16 protein-coding genes and 3 pseudogenes are annotated in these 20,163 nt (G+C 67.0%); 6 read left to right on the top strand and 13 right to left on the bottom strand.

The features are described from left to right. Positions 1–490: pseudogene (locus tag A7D16_RS15535) on the top strand (YbaK/EbsC family protein). Positions 491–699: 209 nt separating this feature from the next. On the opposite strand, the gene A7D16_RS15530 reads toward A7D16_RS15535, so the two are convergent. From A7D16_RS15530 to sufT, 5 genes are all read right to left on the bottom strand, one after another. Further along, complete coding sequence (locus tag A7D16_RS15530) at positions 700–2,397, bottom strand: S8 family peptidase (RefSeq protein ID WP_064634174.1); 1,698 nt, start codon at positions 2,395–2,397, stop codon at positions 700–702. Between the two features lie 341 nt (positions 2,398–2,738). Beyond that, positions 2,739–4,148, bottom strand: a complete 1,410-nt coding sequence (locus tag A7D16_RS15525) for a S8 family peptidase (RefSeq protein ID WP_064634173.1) — start codon at positions 4,146–4,148, stop codon at positions 2,739–2,741. A gap of 259 nt (positions 4,149–4,407) precedes the next feature. Beyond that, a complete protein-coding gene (locus tag A7D16_RS15520) occupies positions 4,408–6,159 on the bottom strand; it encodes a S8 family peptidase (protein WP_064634172.1) in 1,752 nt (583 codons plus the stop codon). Positions 6,160–6,469: 310 nt separating this feature from the next. Continuing rightward, positions 6,470–7,555, bottom strand: a complete 1,086-nt coding sequence (locus A7D16_RS15515) for a branched-chain amino acid aminotransferase (RefSeq protein ID WP_064634171.1) — start codon at positions 7,553–7,555, stop codon at positions 6,470–6,472. 64 nt (positions 7,556–7,619) lie between these two features. Then, positions 7,620–8,174 carry a putative Fe-S cluster assembly protein SufT gene (gene sufT / locus A7D16_RS15510; protein ID WP_064508622.1) on the bottom strand — a complete coding sequence of 185 codons (555 nt, stop codon included), beginning with the start codon at positions 8,172–8,174 and terminating at the stop codon, positions 7,620–7,622. Positions 8,175–8,360: 186 nt separating this feature from the next. Here sufT and A7D16_RS15505 point away from each other — a divergent pair, with 186 nt between their 5' ends. Continuing rightward, positions 8,361–8,780, top strand: a complete 420-nt coding sequence (locus A7D16_RS15505) for a hypothetical protein (protein ID WP_064634170.1) — start codon at positions 8,361–8,363, stop codon at positions 8,778–8,780. Positions 8,781–9,422: 642 nt separating this feature from the next. On the opposite strand, the gene A7D16_RS15500 is transcribed toward A7D16_RS15505, so the two are convergent. Together A7D16_RS15500 and A7D16_RS15495 are read right to left on the bottom strand one after the other, a co-directional pair. Next, complete coding sequence (locus tag A7D16_RS15500; RefSeq protein ID WP_064634169.1) at positions 9,423–10,880, bottom strand: NAD(P)(+) transhydrogenase (Re/Si-specific) subunit beta; 1,458 nt, start codon at positions 10,878–10,880, stop codon at positions 9,423–9,425. Further along, positions 10,877–11,182, bottom strand: coding sequence for an NAD(P) transhydrogenase subunit alpha part 2 (locus A7D16_RS15495; RefSeq protein ID WP_064634272.1), 306 nt, complete (start codon positions 11,180–11,182; stop codon positions 10,877–10,879). The genes A7D16_RS15500 and A7D16_RS15495 overlap by 4 nt, the downstream gene beginning before the upstream one ends. Before the next feature lie 123 nt (positions 11,183–11,305). Here A7D16_RS15495 and A7D16_RS15490 point away from each other — a divergent pair, with 123 nt between their 5' ends. From A7D16_RS15490 to A7D16_RS15480, 3 genes are read left to right on the top strand one after another with little or no spacing between them, the layout of a single operon-like run. Continuing rightward, positions 11,306–11,869: an RNA polymerase sigma factor gene (locus tag A7D16_RS15490; protein ID WP_064634168.1), complete on the top strand. Its 564-nt coding sequence runs from the start codon at positions 11,306–11,308 to the stop codon at positions 11,867–11,869. Beyond that, positions 11,866–12,216 (top strand): hypothetical protein, encoded by a 351-nt coding sequence (locus A7D16_RS15485; RefSeq protein WP_064634167.1) that lies wholly within the window; start codon positions 11,866–11,868, stop codon positions 12,214–12,216. Before A7D16_RS15490 ends, A7D16_RS15485 begins: the two co-directional genes overlap by 4 nt. 5 nt (positions 12,217–12,221) lie before the next feature. Continuing rightward, positions 12,222–12,713 (top strand): DUF3106 domain-containing protein, encoded by a 492-nt coding sequence (locus A7D16_RS15480; protein WP_064634271.1) that lies wholly within the window; start codon positions 12,222–12,224, stop codon positions 12,711–12,713. A gap of 184 nt (positions 12,714–12,897) precedes the next feature. Here A7D16_RS15480 and A7D16_RS15475 read toward each other — a convergent pair whose 3' ends face one another. Then, entirely contained in the window at positions 12,898–13,989 is a 1,092-nt protein-coding gene (locus tag A7D16_RS15475; protein WP_064634166.1) for an NAD(P) transhydrogenase subunit alpha, read from the bottom strand. Positions 13,990–14,119: 130 nt separating this feature from the next. After that, positions 14,120–14,719, bottom strand: coding sequence for a TetR/AcrR family transcriptional regulator (locus tag A7D16_RS15470; protein ID WP_064634270.1), 600 nt, complete (start codon positions 14,717–14,719; stop codon positions 14,120–14,122). A gap of 123 nt (positions 14,720–14,842) precedes the next feature. On the opposite strand from A7D16_RS15470, the gene A7D16_RS15465 reads away from it, so the two are divergent. Next, positions 14,843–15,706 (top strand): alpha/beta hydrolase, encoded by an 864-nt coding sequence (locus A7D16_RS15465; RefSeq protein ID WP_064634165.1) that lies wholly within the window; start codon positions 14,843–14,845, stop codon positions 15,704–15,706. 163 nt (positions 15,707–15,869) lie between these two features. Here the strand turns inward: A7D16_RS15465 and A7D16_RS15460 are convergent, their stop codons facing one another. The 4 genes and pseudogenes from A7D16_RS15460 to A7D16_RS23785 form a co-directional block, all read right to left on the bottom strand. Beyond that, positions 15,870–18,218, bottom strand: a complete 2,349-nt coding sequence (locus tag A7D16_RS15460; protein ID WP_064634164.1) for a DUF1631 domain-containing protein — start codon at positions 18,216–18,218, stop codon at positions 15,870–15,872. Positions 18,219–18,439: 221 nt separating this feature from the next. Beyond that, positions 18,440–18,717 (bottom strand): annotated as a pseudogene (locus A7D16_RS23795) (DUF1631 family protein); the annotation flags it as partial. A 136-nt stretch (positions 18,718–18,853) separates the two neighbouring features. After that, positions 18,854–19,222, bottom strand: a pseudogene (locus A7D16_RS24135) (DUF1631 family protein). Beyond that, positions 19,140–20,108: a DUF1631 family protein gene (locus A7D16_RS23785; protein WP_064634162.1), complete on the bottom strand. Its 969-nt coding sequence runs from the start codon at positions 20,106–20,108 to the stop codon at positions 19,140–19,142. Before A7D16_RS23785 ends, A7D16_RS24135 begins: the two are co-directional and overlap by 83 nt. Positions 20,109–20,163: the final 55 nt, after the last annotated feature.

Here is a 20,163-nt window from a genome sequence, read left to right as displayed (position 1 = left end):
ATGAGCAGGGCCACCCGCGCCACCAAGGCATTGGACGCTGCCGGCATGGGCTACGTATTGCACGCTTATGACTATCAGGCCGATGCCGATGCGAAGGGATTGCAAGCCGCACGTGCGCTGGGGCTGCAGCCGCTCACCGTGTTGAAGACGCTGATGGCGTTGGTCGACGACAAGGCGGTGTGCGTGGTGATTCCGTGCGACCGCCGGGTGTCGTCGAAGAAACTCGCCAGCGCGCACGGCGGCAAGTCGGCAAGTCGGCAAGTCGGCAAGCATGATGGAGGTGGCCGATGCCGAACGGCGCACCGGCTACAAGGTCGGCGGCATCAGCCCGCTCGGTCAGCAACGGCAGGCGCCGGTGCTGGTCGAAATCACCGCACTGGATGCACCCGCGCTATGGATCAACGCCGGGCAGCGCGGCTTGCTGCTGGAATTGCCCGGCGCCCAGTTGCTACAGGCGCTCGCCGCACGTGCCTGTGCGCTGTGCGAGTAGACGCGTCACCGCGCCGCCGCGTGCACCGGTTGGGTATGCGTTTGCCTGGCTCAGCATCCTGCTTACGCGGGACATCTCAGCCCGACATCGATGTCGGCTTCAACCTTCAACCGATGTCACGCCACGCTGTGCGCAGCCACTGACGACTGCCCACGGCACCACGCTCGTCAGCGCTTTCGGGCGCGGCAGCAACGCCGCGCCGGTACTCCTCAATACGCCGCAGTCACGCTGACCGCAGAGAAGCCCAACGTGGCCTTCAAACGGACGTAATAGACGCCCGCCGCGGGCGCTGCCAGCGTGCAGCTGTCGCCATTGCCCGGCAGCATGCTGCGGCAGCTGTATGCGGCATCGGTCGGTAACGCACCGGCCCGCAGCGAGAGATCGGCGTTGCCGCTGCCACCGGCAAGCGTGACCTTGAGCGTGCGCGTGCCGGCCGGCACGTTGACCTGGTAATACAGCGAATCGGAGAGCGCTGCGCTCAGCCCCGTGCGTGCCACATTCCTGCTCAAGATGGTCGATGCGATCACCGCCGCCACCGCACCATCGGCATTGACCAGACCCGCACCGCAGCCCTGCGCGCAGGCAACCGGCAGCGGCCGGGCGCTGCTCTTGAGCAAGGCCTTTACCGTTGCAGGGGTGAGCGGATTCAAGGCCACTGACTGCATCAGCGCCACCACGCCGGCCACATGCGGCGCCGCCATCGAGGTGCCGCTGTAGATCGCATAGGCGGCATTGCCCGGTACCGTGGTTCCGGTATTGAGCGTGGACACGATCGACTGCCCGGGCGCTGCGATATCCACACCCTTGCCGAAGTTGGAGAAGCTGGCCTTGGCGCCGGCCGAGGTGGTGGCCGCCACCGCGATCACGTTCGGGCAATTGGCCGGCACGCTGGTGGAGACATCCATATTGCTGTTGCCGGCCGCCACCACCACCGCGCTGCCACGCGTCACCGCAGCGGTGATGGCGTTGCTCAGGGTTGTCGAACAACTGCCGTAGCCGCCGAGCGACAGATTGATCACCGTGGCCGGATTCGGGTTGGCTGGCACGCCATTGACCTTGCCGCCTGACGCCCAGACGATCGCATCGGCGATGTCGGACATGTAGCCGCCGCAGCGTCCCAACACCCGCAACGGCAGGATCCTGGCGTTGAAGGCGGTGCCGACCACGCCCACTGCATTGTTGCCGACCGCCGCAACGATGCCGGCCACATGCGTGCCATGCCAACTGGAATTGGACGCCGACGCACCGGGCCCGCATCCGTTGGCGGCGGTCCAGTCGCCCTGGTCGGTGGCGGTGGCATCACGCGCATTGCCGTCGCGCGCGGTGGCCGGGTCGATGATGAAGTCGTAACCGGGCAGCACGTTCGCTGCCAGATCCGGATGGTTGGTGATGCCGGTGTCGATCACCGCCACCACGATGCCCTTGCCGGTGGAACGGTCCCAGGCCGGACGCACATTGAGGCTGGCGGCGGTGGCGCCCATCGCCCATTGCTGCGGCACGCCCGGATCGTTGGGCACCAGCAATGGCCGCATCAGGATGTCTACTTCCACACGCTTGACGGCCGGGTCTGCGGCCAGGCGCCGCATCAGGCTTTCCGAATCCACGCGGTCCAGCTTGCGGTCGGCCACCAGCAACATCGGGCCGCTACTGAGCCGGCGCGTGACCGACAGGCCCAACGCGCGTCCGCGCGCTTCCGGCACCGCGCGCGCAATGTCGCGCCAGGGTGCAGACAAGCCGGTCGCCCGGCTGCTGCCGACGCGGTCCTTGTAGCTGACGATGAAGCGCTGATGGGTGCTGCTGGAGTTCAAGCCTTGCAGGCTGACCTCGCCAGCGGCGGCATGAAACGTGCATGACAGCGCACAGACGAATGCGACGCGGCGCAGTACGGCAGCTGAGTGATACGGCATGAATCCATCCCTCCCCAAGGAACTGGCAACCCGGATGGCAACGCGCTAGCACCACCGCACTGCGCTTTGCCTAATGCGTGGGCATGCATACCTCCGTGCCTCACGTGGGCTGGCTATCGGCGTGCCGCAGGCGACGCTGAAGCGGCCAATCTTCGCTGGCGAGCGCTTCATTCAGCCGGCGCGGCCGGCGCTGTCTCGCAGTCCAGCAATTGCCGCTGCCCAGACGCACACTGCCCCGCCGAAGCGGGGCAGTGCAGGTTTCAAGACACCGACAGCTGCGTCGGGGTTGGCCCGACGTCGATGCCGGCAAGAGCGCCGGCATCCAGTGTGTCAGCGCAGCCTTACGGGGTCTGGCTGACCGCGCCGGCCGCGTTGACGATGCCGGCACCGCAGCCGCCCGAGCAGGCGCCTGGCAATGGGCGTGCGGTGGTCTTCAACAGGGTTTCCACTGCCGCCGGGGTCAGCGGACGGCTGGCCACCGACTGCACCAGCGCGACCACGCCGGCCACGTGCGGTGCCGCCATCGAGGTGCCGTTGTAGGACGCGTAGCTGGCGCTGCCCGGCGTGGTGGTGCCGCTGTTCAAGGTCGACAGGATCGCCGAGCCCGGGCCGGAGATATCGATGGTGCTGCCGAAGTTGGAGAAGCTCGAACGCGCGCCGGACGAGGTGATCGACGCCACCGAGATGACATTGGCGCAGCTGGCCGGGGTGAAGTTGGCCACGTTGACATTGCTGTTGCCGGCCGCCACCACCACCGTGGTGCCGCGCGACACCGCACCGTTGATGGCGTTCTGGTAGGTGGCCGAACAGGTGCCGTTGCCGCCCAGCGACATGTTGATGACTTCGGCCGGGTTGGCGTTGGCCGGTACGCCGGACACGCTGCCGCCGGAGGCCCACACAATGGCGTCGGCAATATCGGAGGTGGCGCCACCGCACAGGCCCAGGGCTCGGATCGGTACAACGCGCGCATTGAACGCCGTACCGGCCACGCCGCTGTTGTTGTTGGTCACCGCCGCGATGGTGCCGGCCACGTGGGTGCCGTGCCAGCTGGAGTTGGCGGCCGTAACGCCGGAACCGCACTGATTGGCCGCGCGCCAGTCGCCCTGGTCGGCCGGGTTGTTGTCACGCCCGTTGTTGTCGCGCGCGCGCGCCGCATCGCTGATGAAGTCGTAACCCGGCAGCACGTTTGCATTGAGGTCCGGGTGGCTGGTGATGCCGGTGTCGATCACTGCCACCACCACGCCGGTGCCGGTGGCGGTGTCCCAGGCCGGGCGCACGTTGATGCTCGACGCGGTGGTGCCGAAGCCCCATTGCTCGGACAGACGGGTGTCGTTCGGGGTCAGCACCGGGTACATGATCTGGTCGATTTCCACGTAGTCCACGCTGGGGTCGGCGGCGATGCGGCGCATCAGCGTTTCGGCTTCGGCACGGTCCAGGCTACGGTCGGTCTTGAGCACTTCCGAACCCAGCGCCGTGCGGCGCACATGGTTCAGGCCCAGCGCACGGCCGGCGCGTGCCGGCACCGCGCCGGCAACGGAGTTGAGCGATGCGCGCATCGAGGTCGGGCTCACCGCCGGGCTGCTACCGTCCTTGTATTTGACGATGAAGCGGTCCAGCGTTGGCTGCGAATCCAGCCCGGAAAGATTGACCTGACCGGCGAACGCCGGCACGGCCAGCAGGCAGGTCAGTGCGGTAACACCAGGGACTACCAGCGCGCGCGTGGGCACACGACGTTGCGAGACATTGGACATCGATCATTCCTTATTGGAGAGGTGCCGCAGCTGCGGCGAGAGGGCCGAGCCTTCGCCGCGCGCTGCGGATCAGGGTCGGAAACTGCACGGGCGCCAGGCCCGTCGAACGACTGACCGGTGTCCATCCCGGCCGAGCGGCAACAGCTCGCCTGCGCCTGCCGAAACGGCAGACCCAAGCGGGACATCGCAGATGGGGTTACAGCGAGGAGACGGCGTTCCCTGGCGGCATGGCCAGGGAACGCAGCCAACGATTGAGCGACTAGTAGCTGGCGCTCAAGGTCACGCCGGAGAACGTGCTGTAGGCCTTGACCCGCACGTAATAGATTCCCGACGGCGCGGTGATGCTGCAGGTTTCGGCATTACCGCTGCGGTACGGACGGCAGGTGTAAACGGTGTCGGTGGGCGCACTGCCGGCCCGCACGTACAGATCCGCATCGCCGCTACCGCCGCTGGTGGCCACCGTCAGCGTGCCGCTGCCGGCCGGCACGGTGATGGTGTAATTCAGCTCCGCACCGGTGGCCGCGCCGAGACCGGTGACCGGGGTACCGTTGGTCAGGGTGTTGCCGGTCCCGCCACCACCGCCACCGCTGTTGCCCGCAATGGCCGCCGTCACCGCCGCATCGGCATTGACGATGCCCGCACCGCAACCGCCCGAGCAGGCGCCCGGCAATGCGCGGGCGGTGTTCTTCAGCAGCGTTTCCATCGCAGCCGGCGTCAAGGCGCTCGGCGCGACCGACTGCACCAGCGCAACCACGCCGGCCACATGCGGCGAAGCCATCGAGGTGCCGTTGTACGAGGCGTAGCTGGCGTTGCCCGGCGTGGTGGTACCGCTGTTGAGCGTGGACAGGATCGCCGAACCGGGCGCGGAGACATCGATACCGGCGCCGAAGTTGGAATAACTGGCCTTGGCGCCGGTCGAGGTGGTGGCCGCCACCGCGATCACGTTGGCGCAGTTGGCCGGCAACGAGCCGGACACGTTGGCCGCGCTGTTGCCGGCCGCCACCACCACCGTGGTGCCACGCGAGACCGCACCGTTGATCGCGTTCTGCATGGTGGACGAACAGGCGCCGCCGCCGCCCAGCGACATGTTGATGACTTCGGCTGCGTTCGCCGACGACAGCGTCGGCACTCCCGAAACGGTGCCGCCCGAAGCCCAGATGATGGCATCGGAGATATCCGACAGCGAACCGCCGCACTTGCCGAGCACGCGCACCGGGATCACCTCGGCGCCATAGGCAGTACCGGCCACGCCGTTGGCGTTGTTGGTCACTGCGGCAACCGTGCCGGCGACGTGGGTCCCGTGCCAGCTGGAGGTCGCCGCCGGAATGCCGGTGCCGCACTCGTTGGCGGCATACCAATCGCCCTCGTCGGCGGGATTGCTGTCGCGCCCGTTGCCATCGCGCGCGGTTGCCGAGTCGCTGATGAAATCGTAGCCGGACAGGACGTTGGCGTTGAGGTCGGGGTGGCTGACGATGCCGGTGTCAATGACCGCCACGCGCACGCCAGCACCGGTGGATTTATCCCACGCCGAGCGGATATTGAGGCCGGCATTGGTGGTGCCAAAAGCCCACTGCTCGGACAGGCGGGTGTCGTTGGGGGTCAGCGTGGCGTGCAGCATCTGGTCCACTTCCACGCTCTGCACGTTGGGGTCGGCGGCCAGCTGGCGCATCAGGATTTCGGCTTCGGCGCGGTCCAGCGCGCGGTCGGCCCGGATCAGTTCCGGCCCCACCGCCAGGCGGCGCACGCTATTCAGGCCCAGCGGCTTACCGGCCCTGGCCGGCAGCGCACGCGCCGCGTTGCGCAAGGAACTGCTCAACACGCTCGGGCTGCTCAGGGCGCTGCTGCCGTCCTTGTAGGTCACGATGAACTTCTGGTGGGTCTGCGCGGTGGCCAGGCCTCCCAGGTAGACATCACCGGCGAATGCCGGGGTTGCCAGCAACAGCGAGATGAGTGCCGATGCACCCAGGATACAGAGCGCACGGTTGCGCGGACGAAACGACGCATTGGACATCGAATTCCCTTCCAGTCAAGAGAACCGCCGAAGCGGTAGTTCCGAAACCGCCGCAATAGCGAACGCCCCGGAGTCCCGGATCGCCCCTGTTATCGATCCGTTCAGCGAAGCTATCTCAAATAAACCGGACTGGACAATACGTAGTTAGTAATTTTCGAAATCAAATTTCATTTATGTGACAAGAATCACACCTGATTCATGCTGAATTCGACTCATTTCTGATCGAAAAATGCGCTTTTTGCTGTTTCGCACACAAAAAAAAGCCCCCGTGCTGACACACGGAGGCCCTTGTTTGACGATTTATGTCGACTCAGGACAAACGCACCAGCCATCCGTGACGGTCCGGGACACGTCCGTACTGAATGTCGGTCAGCTCCTGGCGCAGCGACATGGTGACCTCGCCCGCCGGTGCGGCCAGATCGCCTACCGCGAAACCGTCGCCTTTGAGCTCGCCGATCGGCGTGACCACCGCTGCGGTGCCGCAAGCGAACACCTCGGTGATCTCGCCGGAGGCCACGCCCTGCTTCCACTCGTCGATGGCCACCTTGCGCTCGATCACGCGCATGCCGCGGTCGCGGGCCAGTTGCAGGATGCTGTCGCGGGTAATGCCTTCCAGGATGCTGCCGGACAATTCCGGGGTCACCAGGCTGCCGTCCTTGTAGACCAGGAACACGTTCATGCCGCCCAGCTCTTCGATGTACTTGCCTTCCACCGGGTCCAGGAACAGCACCTGCGAGCAACCCTGCGCGTAGGCTTTTTGCTGCGGCAGCAGCGAAGCGGCGTAGTTGCCGCCGCACTTGGCCGCACCGGTGCCGCCCTTGGCCGCACGCGCGTACTCGGTGGACAACCAGATCGACACCGGCGCCACGCCCTTGGCGAAGTACGGGCCGGCCGGGCTGGCGATCACGTAGTACGAGGCCTTGTGCGCCGCGCGTACGCCCAGAAAGGCCTCATCGGCGATCATGAAGGGGCGGAAATACAGGCTGGTTTCCGGTGCCGAAGGCACCCAGCCGCCATCCACGGCCACCAGCTGGCGCAGCGATTCGACGAACAGGTCCACCGGCAATTCCGGCAGCGCCAGGCGCCGCGCCGAACGCTGCAGGCGCTCGCCGTTGGCCTGCGGGCGGAAGGTCCAGATCGAGCCATCGGCATGCCGGTAGGCCTTGATGCCTTCGAAGATCTCCTGGCCGTAATGCAGCACCGACGCCGCCGGATCCAGCTGCAGCGGGCCGTACGCGCGCACTTGCGCGTCATGCCAGCCCTGCTCGTTATTCCAGGAAATGGCGACCATGTGGTCGGTGAAATGCAGCCCGAAACCGGGCGCGGCCAGGATCACGGACAATTCGTCGGCGCTGCGCGGCGACGGAGAACGGGTGGAAGCGAAGGACACGGACACCGGGAGATTCCTGTATGGCGGGCGAAAGGACGCGGCGCCACATCGTGGACATGGCGCGTGACGATCAGAGCATGCCGGTCTCGAGACGGGCCGCTTCGGACATCATATGCCGGCCCCACGGCGGGTCGAACACCAGCTCGACATCGGCCTCGGCGATGGTCGGAATCATCTCGACCTTGCTGCGCACGTCGTCGACCAGGATCTCGCCCATGCCGCAACCGGGCGCGGTGAGGGTCATCTTGACGTCCACCCGGCGCTGGTTGTCTTCTTCGCGATGGCTGACCACCGCCTCGTAAACCAGCCCCAGATCGACGATATTGAACGGAATTTCCGGGTCGAAACAGGTGCGCAGCTGCTGCCACACCAGCGCTTCGACCTCTTCGTCGCTGGCGTTGTCGGGCAGTTCCAGGCCCGGCGGGGCCTCCTTGCCGATCGCATCGCCATCCTTGCCGGCAATGCGGAACAGATTGCCTTCGACAAAGACGGTGTAGCTGCCACCCAGGGCCTGGGTGATATAGCCGTAACTGCCTGCGGGCAGGGTCACCGAATCGCCCTGCGGCACCATGACGGCATCGCAATCGCGTTCGAACTGGACGGGTTCGCTGCTACGGGAGTACATGGGCTGGATATGGGGCCGCGCCGGACGCGCGCAAGTCGGCCATTCTAGCCGACCGCGACGGCGTCGCCGCCGCACGCAGCACCCGTCAGCGACGACGCTGCATTCCATCCGCCGCACCGTGGTGGCGTGGCGTGCATCGCAAAGGCCGGCCCGCGTTCTATCATGTGCGCACTGTCAGGAGCTCCAATGCCGTCCACCACCGCGTCCGCCAGAACCGCCCATTGGCTCTGGCCCCCGCTCCTGCTGCTGGGATGCGTCACCGCCCTCATCGCCTGGCTGCTCATCGCACTCGCGCTCGGCAATCAGGCAGGCTGGATGGCGGTGGTCGCAGCGCTGGAGATCGCCTGGATGCTGCGCCTTGGCACCTTGCACGCCGGCCGGCTGCGCATCGGCGTCGCCGTCGTCACGACGGCGCTGATCATCGTCGGCGCCAACTGGGGGATCGCCTCGGCCCAACTGGGCGGACCGCTCGGCCTGGACCCGTGGACCTCGGCACAGAAGATGGGCACCGGCCTGGCCTGGACCCTGCTGCAGCTGGCCAACAACGGCTTCGACCTGCTGTGCTACGTCGCCGCACTGTTGGTGGCCTGGTGGGCAGCGCGCTGAATCGGGGCGCGTTTGGCGTAGAGATGGTTGGTAAGCAGAGTTTTCAACAAGGCCCACAATCAACGCGCTGGCGCGTTGTCCTCGCTCTTCAGTGAAACCACCAGCAAACTCTCTGTTGCGGTGTCCTCATCGCGCCCTCGATGTCGTTGCGTTTGCTGCAGGGCCCTTGCCCGCCCACCATCGCGGGACACGCCGTGAATCCGTCCCTGGAGGCTCTGGCGCGGCATCCATGCCGCTCAAGGTCCCGCGACGGTGGGCGGGCAAGGACCAGTGGAGATGGTCGGTGTGCATGGTTTTCAACAAAGCAACCGGCAAGCAGCGACGCGCTGCCTTCGTTCTTCAATGAAACCACCAGCCAACTGTCTGGCGCGGTGCCCTCACCGATTGCGGGACCGTTGGCGGCATGGATGCCGCCAACGGTCCCCCATGGACGGGTTGACGGCGTGTCCCGCGAGCGGTGAGGGCACCGCGCACTCGACGGTGGTCGGTGCGTAAAGCTTTCCAAAAGCAATCAGCGACGTGATGCCTTCGCTCTTAAAAAAACAACCAACTCTGCGGCGCAGTGATTTCGTCATCGCGCCCGAACACACCCGTCCTCACCAACCAGTGTCAAGAGAGGCCCGGCTGACAAGACCCACGCCCTCAATGCCCGCCGCCATCCAGCGCCTTCAACTCGCTGACCAGCGCGCCAGCCGCTTCTGCCCCATCGCCGTACAGCATGCGCGTGCTGTCGGCGTAGAACAGCGCATTCTCGATCCCGGCAAACCCCGTCCCCTTGCCGCGCTTGATCACCACCGTGTTCTTCGAATTGACCACATCCAGGATCGGCATCCCGTAGATCGGGCTGGCCGGATCGGTCTTTGCGACCGGATTGACCACGTCGTTGGCGCCGATCACCAGCGACACATCGGTGCTGGCGAATTCCGGATTGATATCGTCCATGTCGGCGATCAGGTCATAGGGCACGCCGGCTTCGGCCAGCAGCACGTTCATGTGCCCGGGCATGCGCCCGGCGACCGGGTGGATCGCGAACTTCACCTTGACCCCGCGCGCGATCAGCCGCTGCGCCAGCTCCCAGATCTTGTGCTGCGCCTGCGCCACCGCCATGCCGTAACCGGGCACGATCACCACCCGCTCGGCGAAGGCCATCATCGCGGCCACATCGCCGGCCTCGATCGGCTTCTGCGCACCGCTGATCTCCTGCGCCTGCCCGCCGCCGCCAAAGTTGGAAAACAGCACACCGCTGATCGGCCGATTCATCGCCTTGGCCATCAAGCGCGTCAGCAAGATCCCGGCCGCGCCCACCATCATGCCGGCGATGATCAATGCCTCGTTGCCCAGCACATACCCTTCGAATGCCACCGCCAGGCCGGTAAACGCGTTGTAGAGCGAAATCACCACCGGCATGTCGGCACCGCCGATCGGCAGTGTCATCAGCACGCCCAGGGCCAGCGCCACCACGAAGAAGGCGATGATCGCCAGCGGCTGCAGACTGCTTGCCGCCCAGATGCCGAACACCAGCACCGCCACTGCCACCAGCAGGTTGAAGACCTGTTGGCCGGGGAAGGTCACCCGCCGGTCGAGCCGGCCGTCGAGCTTGGCCCAGGCGATGATCGAGCCGGATAACGACACCGCGCCGATCGCCGCGCCAATCACCGCCAGCACCACCGTGGTGGTGTCCGGCCGCCGCGCCGCCAGTTCCGCAATTGCCTGCGCGCTCCAGTTTGCGGTGTCGCGGTTGGCGAAGAACGAAAACCGCAGCAACTCCACCGCACCGACCGCCGCCGCCGACCCACCGCCCATGCCGTTGTACAGCGCCACCATCTGCGGCATGTCGGTGATGGCCACCTTCCTGGCCGACCACCACGCCACCCCGGTGCCGATCGCCAATGCCGCCAGGATCAGCGGCACGTTGTGCAGTTCGGGAAGGAAGAATGTGGCCACCGTGGCGATCAGCATGCCCAGCCCGGCCCAGCGGATGCCGCTGCGCGCGGTCAAGGGCGAGGCCATGCGCTGCAGGCCGAGCAGAAACAGCGTGGCGGCGATCAGATAGCTGGACTTGACCAGCCAATCCAGCAAGTCGGGCGTGGAAACGTTCATGGCGCATCACCGCCCGGTGGCTTACGGCTGGACTTGAACATCTCCAGCATCCGCTCGGTCACCACATAGCCGCCGGCCGCATTGCCCGCACCCAGCGCCACGGCGACGAATCCCAGCGCCTTTTCCAGCGTGGTATCGGCATGGCCCAGTACCACCATCGCGCCGATCAGCACGATGCCGTGGATGAAGTTGGAACCGGACATCAGCGGCGTGTGCAGGATCACCGGCACCCGCGAGATGATCACGTGGCCGGCGATGGCCGCCAGCATGAAGATGTACAGCGCTACGAATCCGTCGCTCATCGTCTTTCGCTCCACTGGCCGGTGCGGCCCGCCGATCATACCCAGGCCACGCGCGTGCAGCCGCCTGTCAACCGAATCCGCGCTCGCCCGTTGACGTCGTATCGTCTCCGCGGAAGCTACGCTGTGCTGGTGGGAACCCCTTTCGATCCGCAACCTGCCGCACCGGCCGCGACCGCGCCGGCTTCGCTGGACGCATTTCTGGCCGGCATCGGCCCGCGTGCGTTCCGTTTCGCCGAGGCCGGCCTGCGGCACCGCGAAGATGCCCTGGACGCCGTGCAGGACGCCATGGTGAAACTGCTGGGCTACCGTGAGCGGCCGGCCGAAGAATGGACCCCGCTGTTCTGGAGCATCCTGCGCAGCCGCATCATCGACCTGCAGCGTCGCCGCACGTTTCGCCTGAAGTTCTGGGCGCCGGCCGAGCGTGCCGACGACGAAGGCCCCATCGACTGGGCCGACCCCGGCGCCGGGCCGGTCGAGGAACAACAGCATCAACAGGCCTACCAACGGCTGGTCGATGCCCTGCGCAGGCTGCCGGCGCGCCAGCGCGAAGCCTTCACCCTGCGCGTGCTCGAAGACCTGGACGTCGCCACCACCGCCAAGGCGATGGGCTGCTCCGAAGGCTCGGTCAAAACCCACCTGTCGCGTGCGCGCGACGCGTTGCAAAAACAGTTCGAGGATTTCCTGTGAACCGCTCCCACGACACGGCCCAGCTCGATGCGCAGCTGCGCCAGTTGCACGCCACCGCGCTCACCAGCCTGGCACCGCAGACCTTGGCGCGCCTGCGTCAGGCCCGCCATGGCGCCGCCACCACACGCAGCCGGCGCGGCTACTGGTTGCTGGCGACCGCGTGCTCGGGCCTGCTGGCGATCGGCATCGGCCTGCAATTGCGCCCGAGCGAGCGCGCCCCATCGGGTGCCGCGCCGACCCAGGCGCTTGCCAGCAGCGACGCGACCACCGATACCGACGACCTGCTGACCCAGAACCCGGACCTCTACGTCTGGCTCGGGTCCGACACCGCCCTGGCCATGGAATGAGCACGATGACCCGCACCACCCGCCTGTTGTTGACCCTGCTGCTGTGCGCCGCGCCTTGCGCGTCCCTGCTGGCCCAGGCCCATTCCCCCGGACCGCCGGGAACGCCACCGCCGGATGGCCCCGGCCCGCGAGGACCCGGACCGCGCGAGGCAGACACGCCGATGCCCGAGTGGGACAAGCTCACCCAGCAGCAGCGGCAGGTGCTGATCGATGCGCTGCGCGAGCGCTGGAACGACGTGCCCGAAGAACGCCCGCGCATGTATCGGCACGCCCGCCGCTGGTTGGACATGACGCCCGAGCAGCGCAAGCAGGCCAAGGCCGGCATGGACCGCTTCCGCAACATGAGTCCGGAGCAACGCCGCGAAGCCAAGGCCTTGTTCGACCGCATGCGCACGCTCAACCAGCAACAACGCAGTGAGCTGCAGCAACGCTGGCAGAAAATGGGCCCGGCCGAACGCAGCACCTGGCTGCGCGAGCATCCGACCACCGACGATTGACGGCAGTGCCGCCGCGGCAAGTGCGACACGCCATCGCATTGATGCATCCCGCTCGCACGAGCACATGCGCGCGGCCGCTGTAGGAGCGCGCTGGCGCGCGATGAAGCGTTCCCGATGAAGCTCCATCGCGCGCCGCGCTCCTACCCAGAACGCCAGTGCGCAAGGTGCCTGGGACTCGGCGCGGCTATGCTGCCGGTGTCGCCGACCAACGTGTCTTGGCCAGCAACTCATCGTCCCAGTCGAACGACAGCGCACCGTCGTTGATCAACAGCGCAGCAAATGCGTAGACGTTGCGCGCGAACATCTCGCTGGCATGCACTGCGCCCTGGCTGGCCAGATTGAGCGGGCCGGCGATGATCACGCCATCGAGATCATAGGTTTCGCCCGGGCGGGTGGCGGCGCAATTGCCGCCGGTTTCCGCCGCCAGATCCACAATCACGCTGCCGGCGCGCATGCCGCGCGCCATGTCCACAGTCACGATCTTCGGCGCCGGACGGCCCGGTACGGCCGCTGTGCAGACGACCACGTCCACGCCTTTGAGATGCTCGGCCAGACGGCGCTGCTGTTCGGCGCGCTCGTCGTCGGTAAGCTGGCGCGCGTAGCCGCCTTCGCCGGCAGCGCTCACGCCCAGATCCAGAAAGCGCGCGCCCAGCGAGGCGATCTGCTCGCGCGTTTCCGGGCGCACATCGAAGCCTTCCACCTGCGCGCCCAGCCGCCTGGCGGTGGCGATCGCCTGCAGGCCGGCCACACCCGCGCCGATCACCAGCACCTTGCACGGGCGCATGGTGCCGGCAGCGGTGGTCAGCATCGGGAAAAAGCGCGGCGCCAGTTGCGCGGCGGTCAGCACCGCCTTGTAGCCGGCCATGCCGGCCTGCGAACTCAACACATCCATCGACTGCGCACGCGTGGTGCGCGGCAAACGCTCCAGTGGAAAGGCGATCAATTCGCGCGCGGCAAACGCCTGCGCACGCGCCGGATCTGCGTCCGGCGACAGCATGCCGATCAGCACCGTGTGCGGTTTGCATTGCAGCAGCACAGCGGCCGGCGGCGCCTGCACGCACACCACAACATCGGCCTGTGCAAGCGTCCGTGCGCCGGCCAGCTGCGCACCGGCCTGCAGATAGGCCGCATCGCCCATGCTGCTGGCACGGCCGGCATCCGGCTCGATCCACACGCTGGCGCCAAGCGCGACCAGCTTCTTGACCGTTTCCGGCGTTGCGGCCACGCGGCGTTCGCCATCGGCCCGTTCTTTCAGCACCAGCACCTGCACAGCCATGCGTTGCTCCGGTCTTGCGCCCAGTGGCGGCGATGCTAGCAGAGCGGCATACCGCCACCGGCCGCGCACCGGCCGAGCGGTCAGGCAGGCCACGCCGGAGCACGCCGCGCCCGATCAGCGACGGCGTGCCTCAGGGTTCGAGCACGGCGTGCAGCAGCGGCGCGAACACCACCTCCGGCGCATGGGCCAACAGCGCCATGTGCTTACGGTCGATCGCCAACGAGGCATAGCCATGCACCGCGCTCCAGGCCAGCAGCGTGCGTTGCTGCAGCACCTCCGTGGCCGGGGCATGGCAGTGACGGGCCATCCACTGTGTCCGCACCGTCTCGCGCAGGCTCGCCATCGCCGCGTCGCTGGCCTGCACCAGCCGCGGCAGGCTGCGTGAACCCACCTCCAGCCCCAGCATCAGCCGGAACTGCTGCGGGTAGTCGAGTGCGAACCGCACATAGCCCAGGCCACAGCCCAGCAAGGGGTCGGCCAGTTCCTGCTGGGCGGCAAGGATGCAGGCGAGCATGCGTTCGTAGCCGTCGGCCGCCAGTTCCGCCAGCAAGCCGTCCAGCGAACCGAAATGATGCGCCGGCGCCGCGTGCGAGACGCCGGCGCGCCGCGCACAGGCGCGCAAGGTCAGCCCACGCACGCCGGATTCGCCGAGCAGTTCCCAGCCGGCACGCCGCAACGCGGCCGGCAGGTCGCCGTGGTGATAGGCAGCAGGGGCATCGGTACGCGACATGGCGGCTTCGTTTTTCGGGATTTCAGTGGAGCAGACAATCTTGACGCTGACAAGATCCAATCGCACACTTGCTGAATCTTGTCATCGACAAGATGTAACCCTCCCCCTCCAAGGATCCTGCCCATGAGCGCATCCATTGCCAAACTGCGTCTACGCATACTTCGCAGTGTGCTGGCCGGCGCCAGCCGCCTGGCCCCCGGCCGGACCGGCAGCTATCTGGCGCGCCGTTTCGTGACGCCTGCCAGCGCAGGGCGGCGGCAGGCGGCCGCCACCGCGGCGACCTTGAGCGACATGCAGCGCCACACGCTGCGCATCGACCGATTCGACATCGCGGTGTACCAGTGGGGCGACCTGAACCAGCAGCCGTACGTGCTGCTGTCGCATGGCTGGTCCAGTTACGGGCTGCGCTTTGCCGCATGGGTGCCGCAGCTGCGCGCGCTCGGCTATGCAGTGCTGGCGTTCGATCAGGCCGCGCACGGTTTGAGCAGCGGCAAGATCAGCAACATGCCGCATTTCGTGCAGGTGCTGGGCCAGATCGGCAGCCGTTTCGGTCGTCCTGCTGCCTTCATCGGGCACTCGATCGGCGCGGCAGCGGCGGTATTTTCCAACGATCCGGCATGGCGGCCCGAGCGCTACGTGCTGATCGCGCCGCTGGTCGAACCCGGTGCCAGTGCGCATCGTCAGTTCCGCGCCTCCAGGATCGCACCGGCCGCATTCGCACCGTTCGAAAACTGGCTCTTCCAGCTCACCGGCCTGCGTTTTGCCGATCTGGACGCAAGCCCGCATCTGCCACAGTTTGATCGCCCGGCACTGGTCATCCACGACCGCCGCGACCGCGAGACGCCGTGGGACGAGGGCGCGCGCTTTGCCGCCCTGTGGCCGGGCGCACAGCTGTTCAGCACCGAAGGCCTGGGCCATAACCGCCTGGTCGATCATGCCTCGGTGATGACGCGGGCATTGGAGTTCATCGGCCCGGCAGCGCGATAACGGCGCGCAGGCGCCACCGCAGCCAGTTGCTGCGGTGGCGCGATGACCGTGCTGATCGTGCACCGATGACGTGCTTAGGCGCATCGCGCTGCCCTGCATGCAGCACGCGCGCGCGTGCCTGTATCGATCAACCGCGCTGCCGTTGCAGCGCAGTGACCTCCGCTCAGTGCACCGTGCTGTTGTGCAGCGGGTCCAGCCGGTCGATCACGCCCTGCATCGCGCTGTCGAAGGCGCCGTCGTTGATGTGCTCGCGCAGCCGGCCCAGGCGCACCATCACCGCCAGCTCTTCCGGCGAGGCGACGCAGAAACGCACGCCGCGCCGATTGACGAACAGCAAGCGCTGCGAAATCGGGCTGACCCACGACAATTTGCCGGCCTGCACCTTGCCGTCCTTGTCGACGAAATCCAGCCAGGTGCCGATATCCATCGCGCGGAAACGTTCGGCGTCGGCGCTGTCGATGCTCTGCGCGACCGCTTCGGCACCCAGCACCACGCTGACGCTTTCGGCGGCCGGTGGGGGCAGATTGACCTGCGGCAATTCCGGCAGGGCTTTTTCCAGTTCCGGGCGCGCTTCGGCAATCGCCAGCAGGGTGTCGTGCAGCGCAGTGATCGCCACCACCACCGCGTCGCCGTACAACCCCACGCTGGCGAACACGCGGTGCAGCGCCGGCTGCCAGACCTGCAGCCACGGCTTGCCAACAATATGGCGGCGCGCCTCACTCAGTTCTTCCAGCACGCCATCGGCCAGCACCAGCGCCTCGAGGGTGCCGGGACCTTCGTCGCCGTCGCGCAGGATCGCCATGGTCAGGTGGTGCAGCCACGGCTGGCGCAGGAAATCTTCCACCGCCTTGGGCAATGGCGCGCTGGCCAGCACGCGCTGCTCCAGTTCGGCCAGCGCGCGGGTGCGTGCCAGTTCAAGCTTTTCCTGCCCACGCTGGGTTTCGGTGGCGCGGCGCTCGGCAATTTCCACACGGCGCCGATGTTGCGACAGGAAGTCGCGGAACTCTTCTTCCAGGGTCAGGAAGATCGCCAGGTTTTCGTTGAACTCGGCCACCAGGCGGTCGACGATTTCTTCGACCTTGCCCATCAGCACACGCTCGGCCGCGCTGTCGCCGTTGTTGCCTTCGCAGGCTTCGGCCAGCGAGTTGAGCAGACGCCGCGCCGGGTGGGTCTTCTGCACGAACATCTTGCGATCCAGCAACGCCACCTTGACGAACGGCACCACCAGACGGCCGATCATTTCGCGCGACCGATTTTCCAGGTCGCGCTCGTCCAGCATCACATCGAACAGCATGCCGACCAGGTCGATGGCATCTTCATCCATCGGGTCGAGTTTTGCGGTGGCCGGGTCCACGCCCAGCCGCGTGGCGCTGGACAACACCTCGTTCTTCAGCCGTTGCGCGAGCGACTCGTCGTCGTCGCCGATTGCCGCTTGCAGCGTTGCGCTGGGCGTGGCCTGCAGCAGCGACAGCACCGACATCATTTCGCGCTGGCTCAACGGGCGTTGCTGGCCCACCGCCACCGACGCAGCCGAGGCCGTGCTGTCGCGCACGCTACGGGTCTGCTGCAACAACTCATGCAGGGCATCCAGCAGCATGCCCTGGCTACCGCCCGGATGATCGGCCTCGCCTTCCATGCCGCCACCTCCATCGGCATGGCCGCGTTGCGCGGCGGCCTGCATGCGCCCGCGGCTGTGCGCCCAGCGGTCCAGGAAGCGATTGGCCCAGGCTGGCGCGTATTGATCGTTCTGATCGTCGCCGCCCATCTCGGCACTGCCGCCGCGGGCGTCGGCCTGCGCGCGCTCTTCGGGTGTGTCGCCACGAGGCTGCGTGCGCGGCGGCGGGCGCTTGGGCTGCGAAATTTCCGGCATCACGCCGGCCTTGGCCAGGGTTTCGTCCAGACGCGCATACAACTTGCCGATCGGCTCGGCCAGGTCGCGCTCGCACAGCTTGATCAGCACCAGCCGCACTTCCGGCGCCAGGTCGCAGGTGGCGAAGGCTTCGTGGATCGCCACGCCCAGATGTTCCGGGCCGATCGGGTTGGTGTCGGCCACCAACTCAAGGCCGCCGGCAACCCAGCCCAGGCGGCGGTCGACACGCGCCAGCACCTGCTTGAAGTCGCGCAGCAGCACGGTGGCAAGGTTGCGCACCGCCAACCGCGATTCGAGCACGTGCTCGGGCACCAGACTCAGCGGGCCGGTGCCCATGTCGCCGGCCAGCACCACCTCGGCCGACAACGGTGTTCCAAGCAACAGCGCCTGCCAGCCGTCGTCCAGCTGTTGGCGGAATTGGCTGGCGACGTCTTCGCGCTTGCGGCGCAATTCGCGCATGCCATCGAGAAACAGCAACTGCGACGCGCCTGCGGATTCGGCACGGTCGAACAGCACATCGTCGAAATGCGCAACTGCAGCAGCGAATACCTGCGCGAGCGCGGGCACGAACGCGTCGTACGCCTGTTCGAGCAAGCGTTGGTCACGGCCCGGGTGTCCCGACGGACTGGGCTGAAAAGTCATGCGCAAAGGCTCCCCGCCTCTGCAGGCGTGAAAATTTTCGAACGAGAAAAAACAGACGCGGCCCCAAATTCCGCCTTCGCATGGTAGGCGGTTCGCTCGTTTGTTAAGCGTGACGCAATACTCACTTTACTCGTGACCGCCCAGGGTTTGCGTTCAAGCGGCCATCCTAGCTCGCAACGCCGCGGTGGAGCTTGCCAGACGGCATTATCGGCCTGCAGGGGTTAAGCCTTCAGCTTGGCGGGCGCGTCCAGACCGGCCACCACACCCTGCATCGCGCTGCAAAAAGCGTCGTCGTCGCGATGCAGGCGCAGCCGGTCCAGCCAGACCATCATCGCGAGTCCGTCCGGCGAGGAAATGCACAACCGCCCGCCGCGCCGGTTGACGAACATCAAACGCCCGGAGATCGGGCTGATCCACGACAGTTTGCCGGCTGCACGCGGCCCTGGCGGTCGATGAAATCCGGGCTGGTGCCAATCGCCATGACCCGGAAAAAATCTGCGGTGATGCGCGCTATCGCTGCACGCGGGAGTGCATTGCAGCAGCACTGCATCGCCGAGCGCCAACACTGCATCCAACGTCGGGCCGGCGCCGTCCGCGCAACGCGGCCTGCTGGACGCAGGGGTGCCATACGCGGCTCAGGAAGTGTTCCACCACCGGCGGCAACGGCCCGCGCGCCAAGCGCTCGGACAGCGCCTGCGCTCGATGCCGCGCGCACGCTCGCGGCGTTCTTCGGCGCGCTGCAATTCGTTGGCACGCCGCTCGGCAATCTCGACCCGGCGCCGGTACTGCTCATAGCTGGCGCCAAACTCGGGTTCCAGCGCCAAAAATACTGAACGTTGCTCATCGAACTCGCGCACCACGGTGTCCACAGCTGCCGCGACCTGGGCCAGCAGGACCTATTCGGCAGCGATTTCGCCGCCGTTACCGTCGCAGGCGTCGACCAGCAGGTTGAGCAGGCGCCGCGCCGGATGGCCGTCGCGCACGAACAGATAGCCGTCGAGCATCGCCAGCTTGGCCATCGACACCCGCAACTGGCCGAGCAGGCTGCGTTTGCAGGCCGGCCGGCAGCACCTCGCGGTCGCTGCGCAGATGCAGGCCGATGACCTGCACACCCGCCAATGTCCCCTGCCCGCCCGACCAGTCGGCGAAGAAGCGCGCGATCCAGTCCGGCGCCTCGGTGCTGTGGTCGCTTGCGGCGTCGTCCTGGCACGGAATGCCGCGTTGACGCTGGCGTGCCTGTGGCAGCTCGCGCAGCCGTGCGAGCTGGGCCAGCGCCTGTTCCAGCTCGCCATAGCGCTGCCCCACACGCGCCATCAGCTGCTGCTCGCAGACCTTGATCACCGCCAGATACACCTTGGGGGCCAGGATCACGCCCTGGAACGCCTCGTACAGCGCCACGCCCAGATGCTCCGGCCCGAACGGATTGCTGTCGCCGTCGATGCGCAGCCCACCGGCGATGAAACCCAGATATCGGTTGAGCCGCATCAGCTCCGGCCGCCATTGATGCTGCAGGGCGCCGGCCAGATTGCGCACCGCCAGGCGCACGTCCAGGTCCTGCTCCGGTAGCAGGGTCAGGCCGGCGGCACCGCGTGCCAGGGTGCGCTCGGCCGACAGCGGGCGCGCGGATTCCAGCCCCTGCCACGCCTTGGCCAGATGCCCGCGAAAGCGCGCAGTGATCGGCTCGCGCTGCTGGCGCAAGGCCTGGATCGCTTCCATGAAAGCGTTCTGCCCCACGCCGGCATCGGCCGCCAGCCGGAACAACGCCTCGGCCAGCGCGTCCTGCACACCGATGAAGGCATCGGCCAGCGGCACCAGCACCACTTCGCGGACCTGATCGAGCAGGTCCGGGTTGCGGCCGGGCAGCGCTTCGGTGGCAACGAACTGGGTCATCGGACAACGCTGAAAGAGCGGGCAGGAAGGGGCGAGGCCACAACTGCAGGCATCG

Origin of the sequence: Xanthomonas nasturtii (assembly GCF_001660815.1) — a bacterium.
Lineage (GTDB): Bacteria > Pseudomonadota > Gammaproteobacteria > Xanthomonadales > Xanthomonadaceae > Xanthomonas > Xanthomonas nasturtii.
This window is presented reverse-complemented; position numbering and strand designations above follow the sequence as displayed.

Excerpts from the sequence above, each read along its gene's own strand:
- A7D16_RS15530 (WP_064634174.1), bottom strand. The coding sequence starts at position 2,397 with ATGCCGTATCACTCAGCTGCCGTACTGCGCCGCGTCGCATTCGTCTGT.
- A7D16_RS15525 (WP_064634173.1), bottom strand. The coding sequence starts at position 4,148 with ATGTCCAATGTCTCGCAACGTCGTGTGCCCACGCGCGCGCTGGTAGTC.
- A7D16_RS15520 (WP_064634172.1), bottom strand. The coding sequence starts at position 6,159 with ATGTCCAATGCGTCGTTTCGTCCGCGCAACCGTGCGCTCTGTATCCTG.
- sufT (WP_064508622.1), bottom strand. The coding sequence starts at position 8,174 with ATGTACTCCCGTAGCAGCGAACCCGTCCAGTTCGAACGCGATTGCGAT.
- A7D16_RS15505 (WP_064634170.1), top strand. The coding sequence starts at position 8,361 with ATGCCGTCCACCACCGCGTCCGCCAGAACCGCCCATTGGCTCTGGCCC.
- A7D16_RS15500 (WP_064634169.1), bottom strand. The coding sequence starts at position 10,880 with ATGAACGTTTCCACGCCCGACTTGCTGGATTGGCTGGTCAAGTCCAGC.
- A7D16_RS15495 (WP_064634272.1), bottom strand. The coding sequence starts at position 11,182 with ATGAGCGACGGATTCGTAGCGCTGTACATCTTCATGCTGGCGGCCATC.
- A7D16_RS15480 (WP_064634271.1), top strand. The coding sequence starts at position 12,222 with ATGACCCGCACCACCCGCCTGTTGTTGACCCTGCTGCTGTGCGCCGCG.
- A7D16_RS15475 (WP_064634166.1), bottom strand. The coding sequence starts at position 13,989 with ATGGCTGTGCAGGTGCTGGTGCTGAAAGAACGGGCCGATGGCGAACGC.
- A7D16_RS15470 (WP_064634270.1), bottom strand. The coding sequence starts at position 14,719 with ATGTCGCGTACCGATGCCCCTGCTGCCTATCACCACGGCGACCTGCCG.
- A7D16_RS15465 (WP_064634165.1), top strand. The coding sequence starts at position 14,843 with ATGAGCGCATCCATTGCCAAACTGCGTCTACGCATACTTCGCAGTGTG.
- A7D16_RS15460 (WP_064634164.1), bottom strand. The coding sequence starts at position 18,218 with ATGACTTTTCAGCCCAGTCCGTCGGGACACCCGGGCCGTGACCAACGC.
- A7D16_RS23785 (WP_064634162.1), bottom strand. The coding sequence starts at position 20,108 with ATGACCCAGTTCGTTGCCACCGAAGCGCTGCCCGGCCGCAACCCGGAC.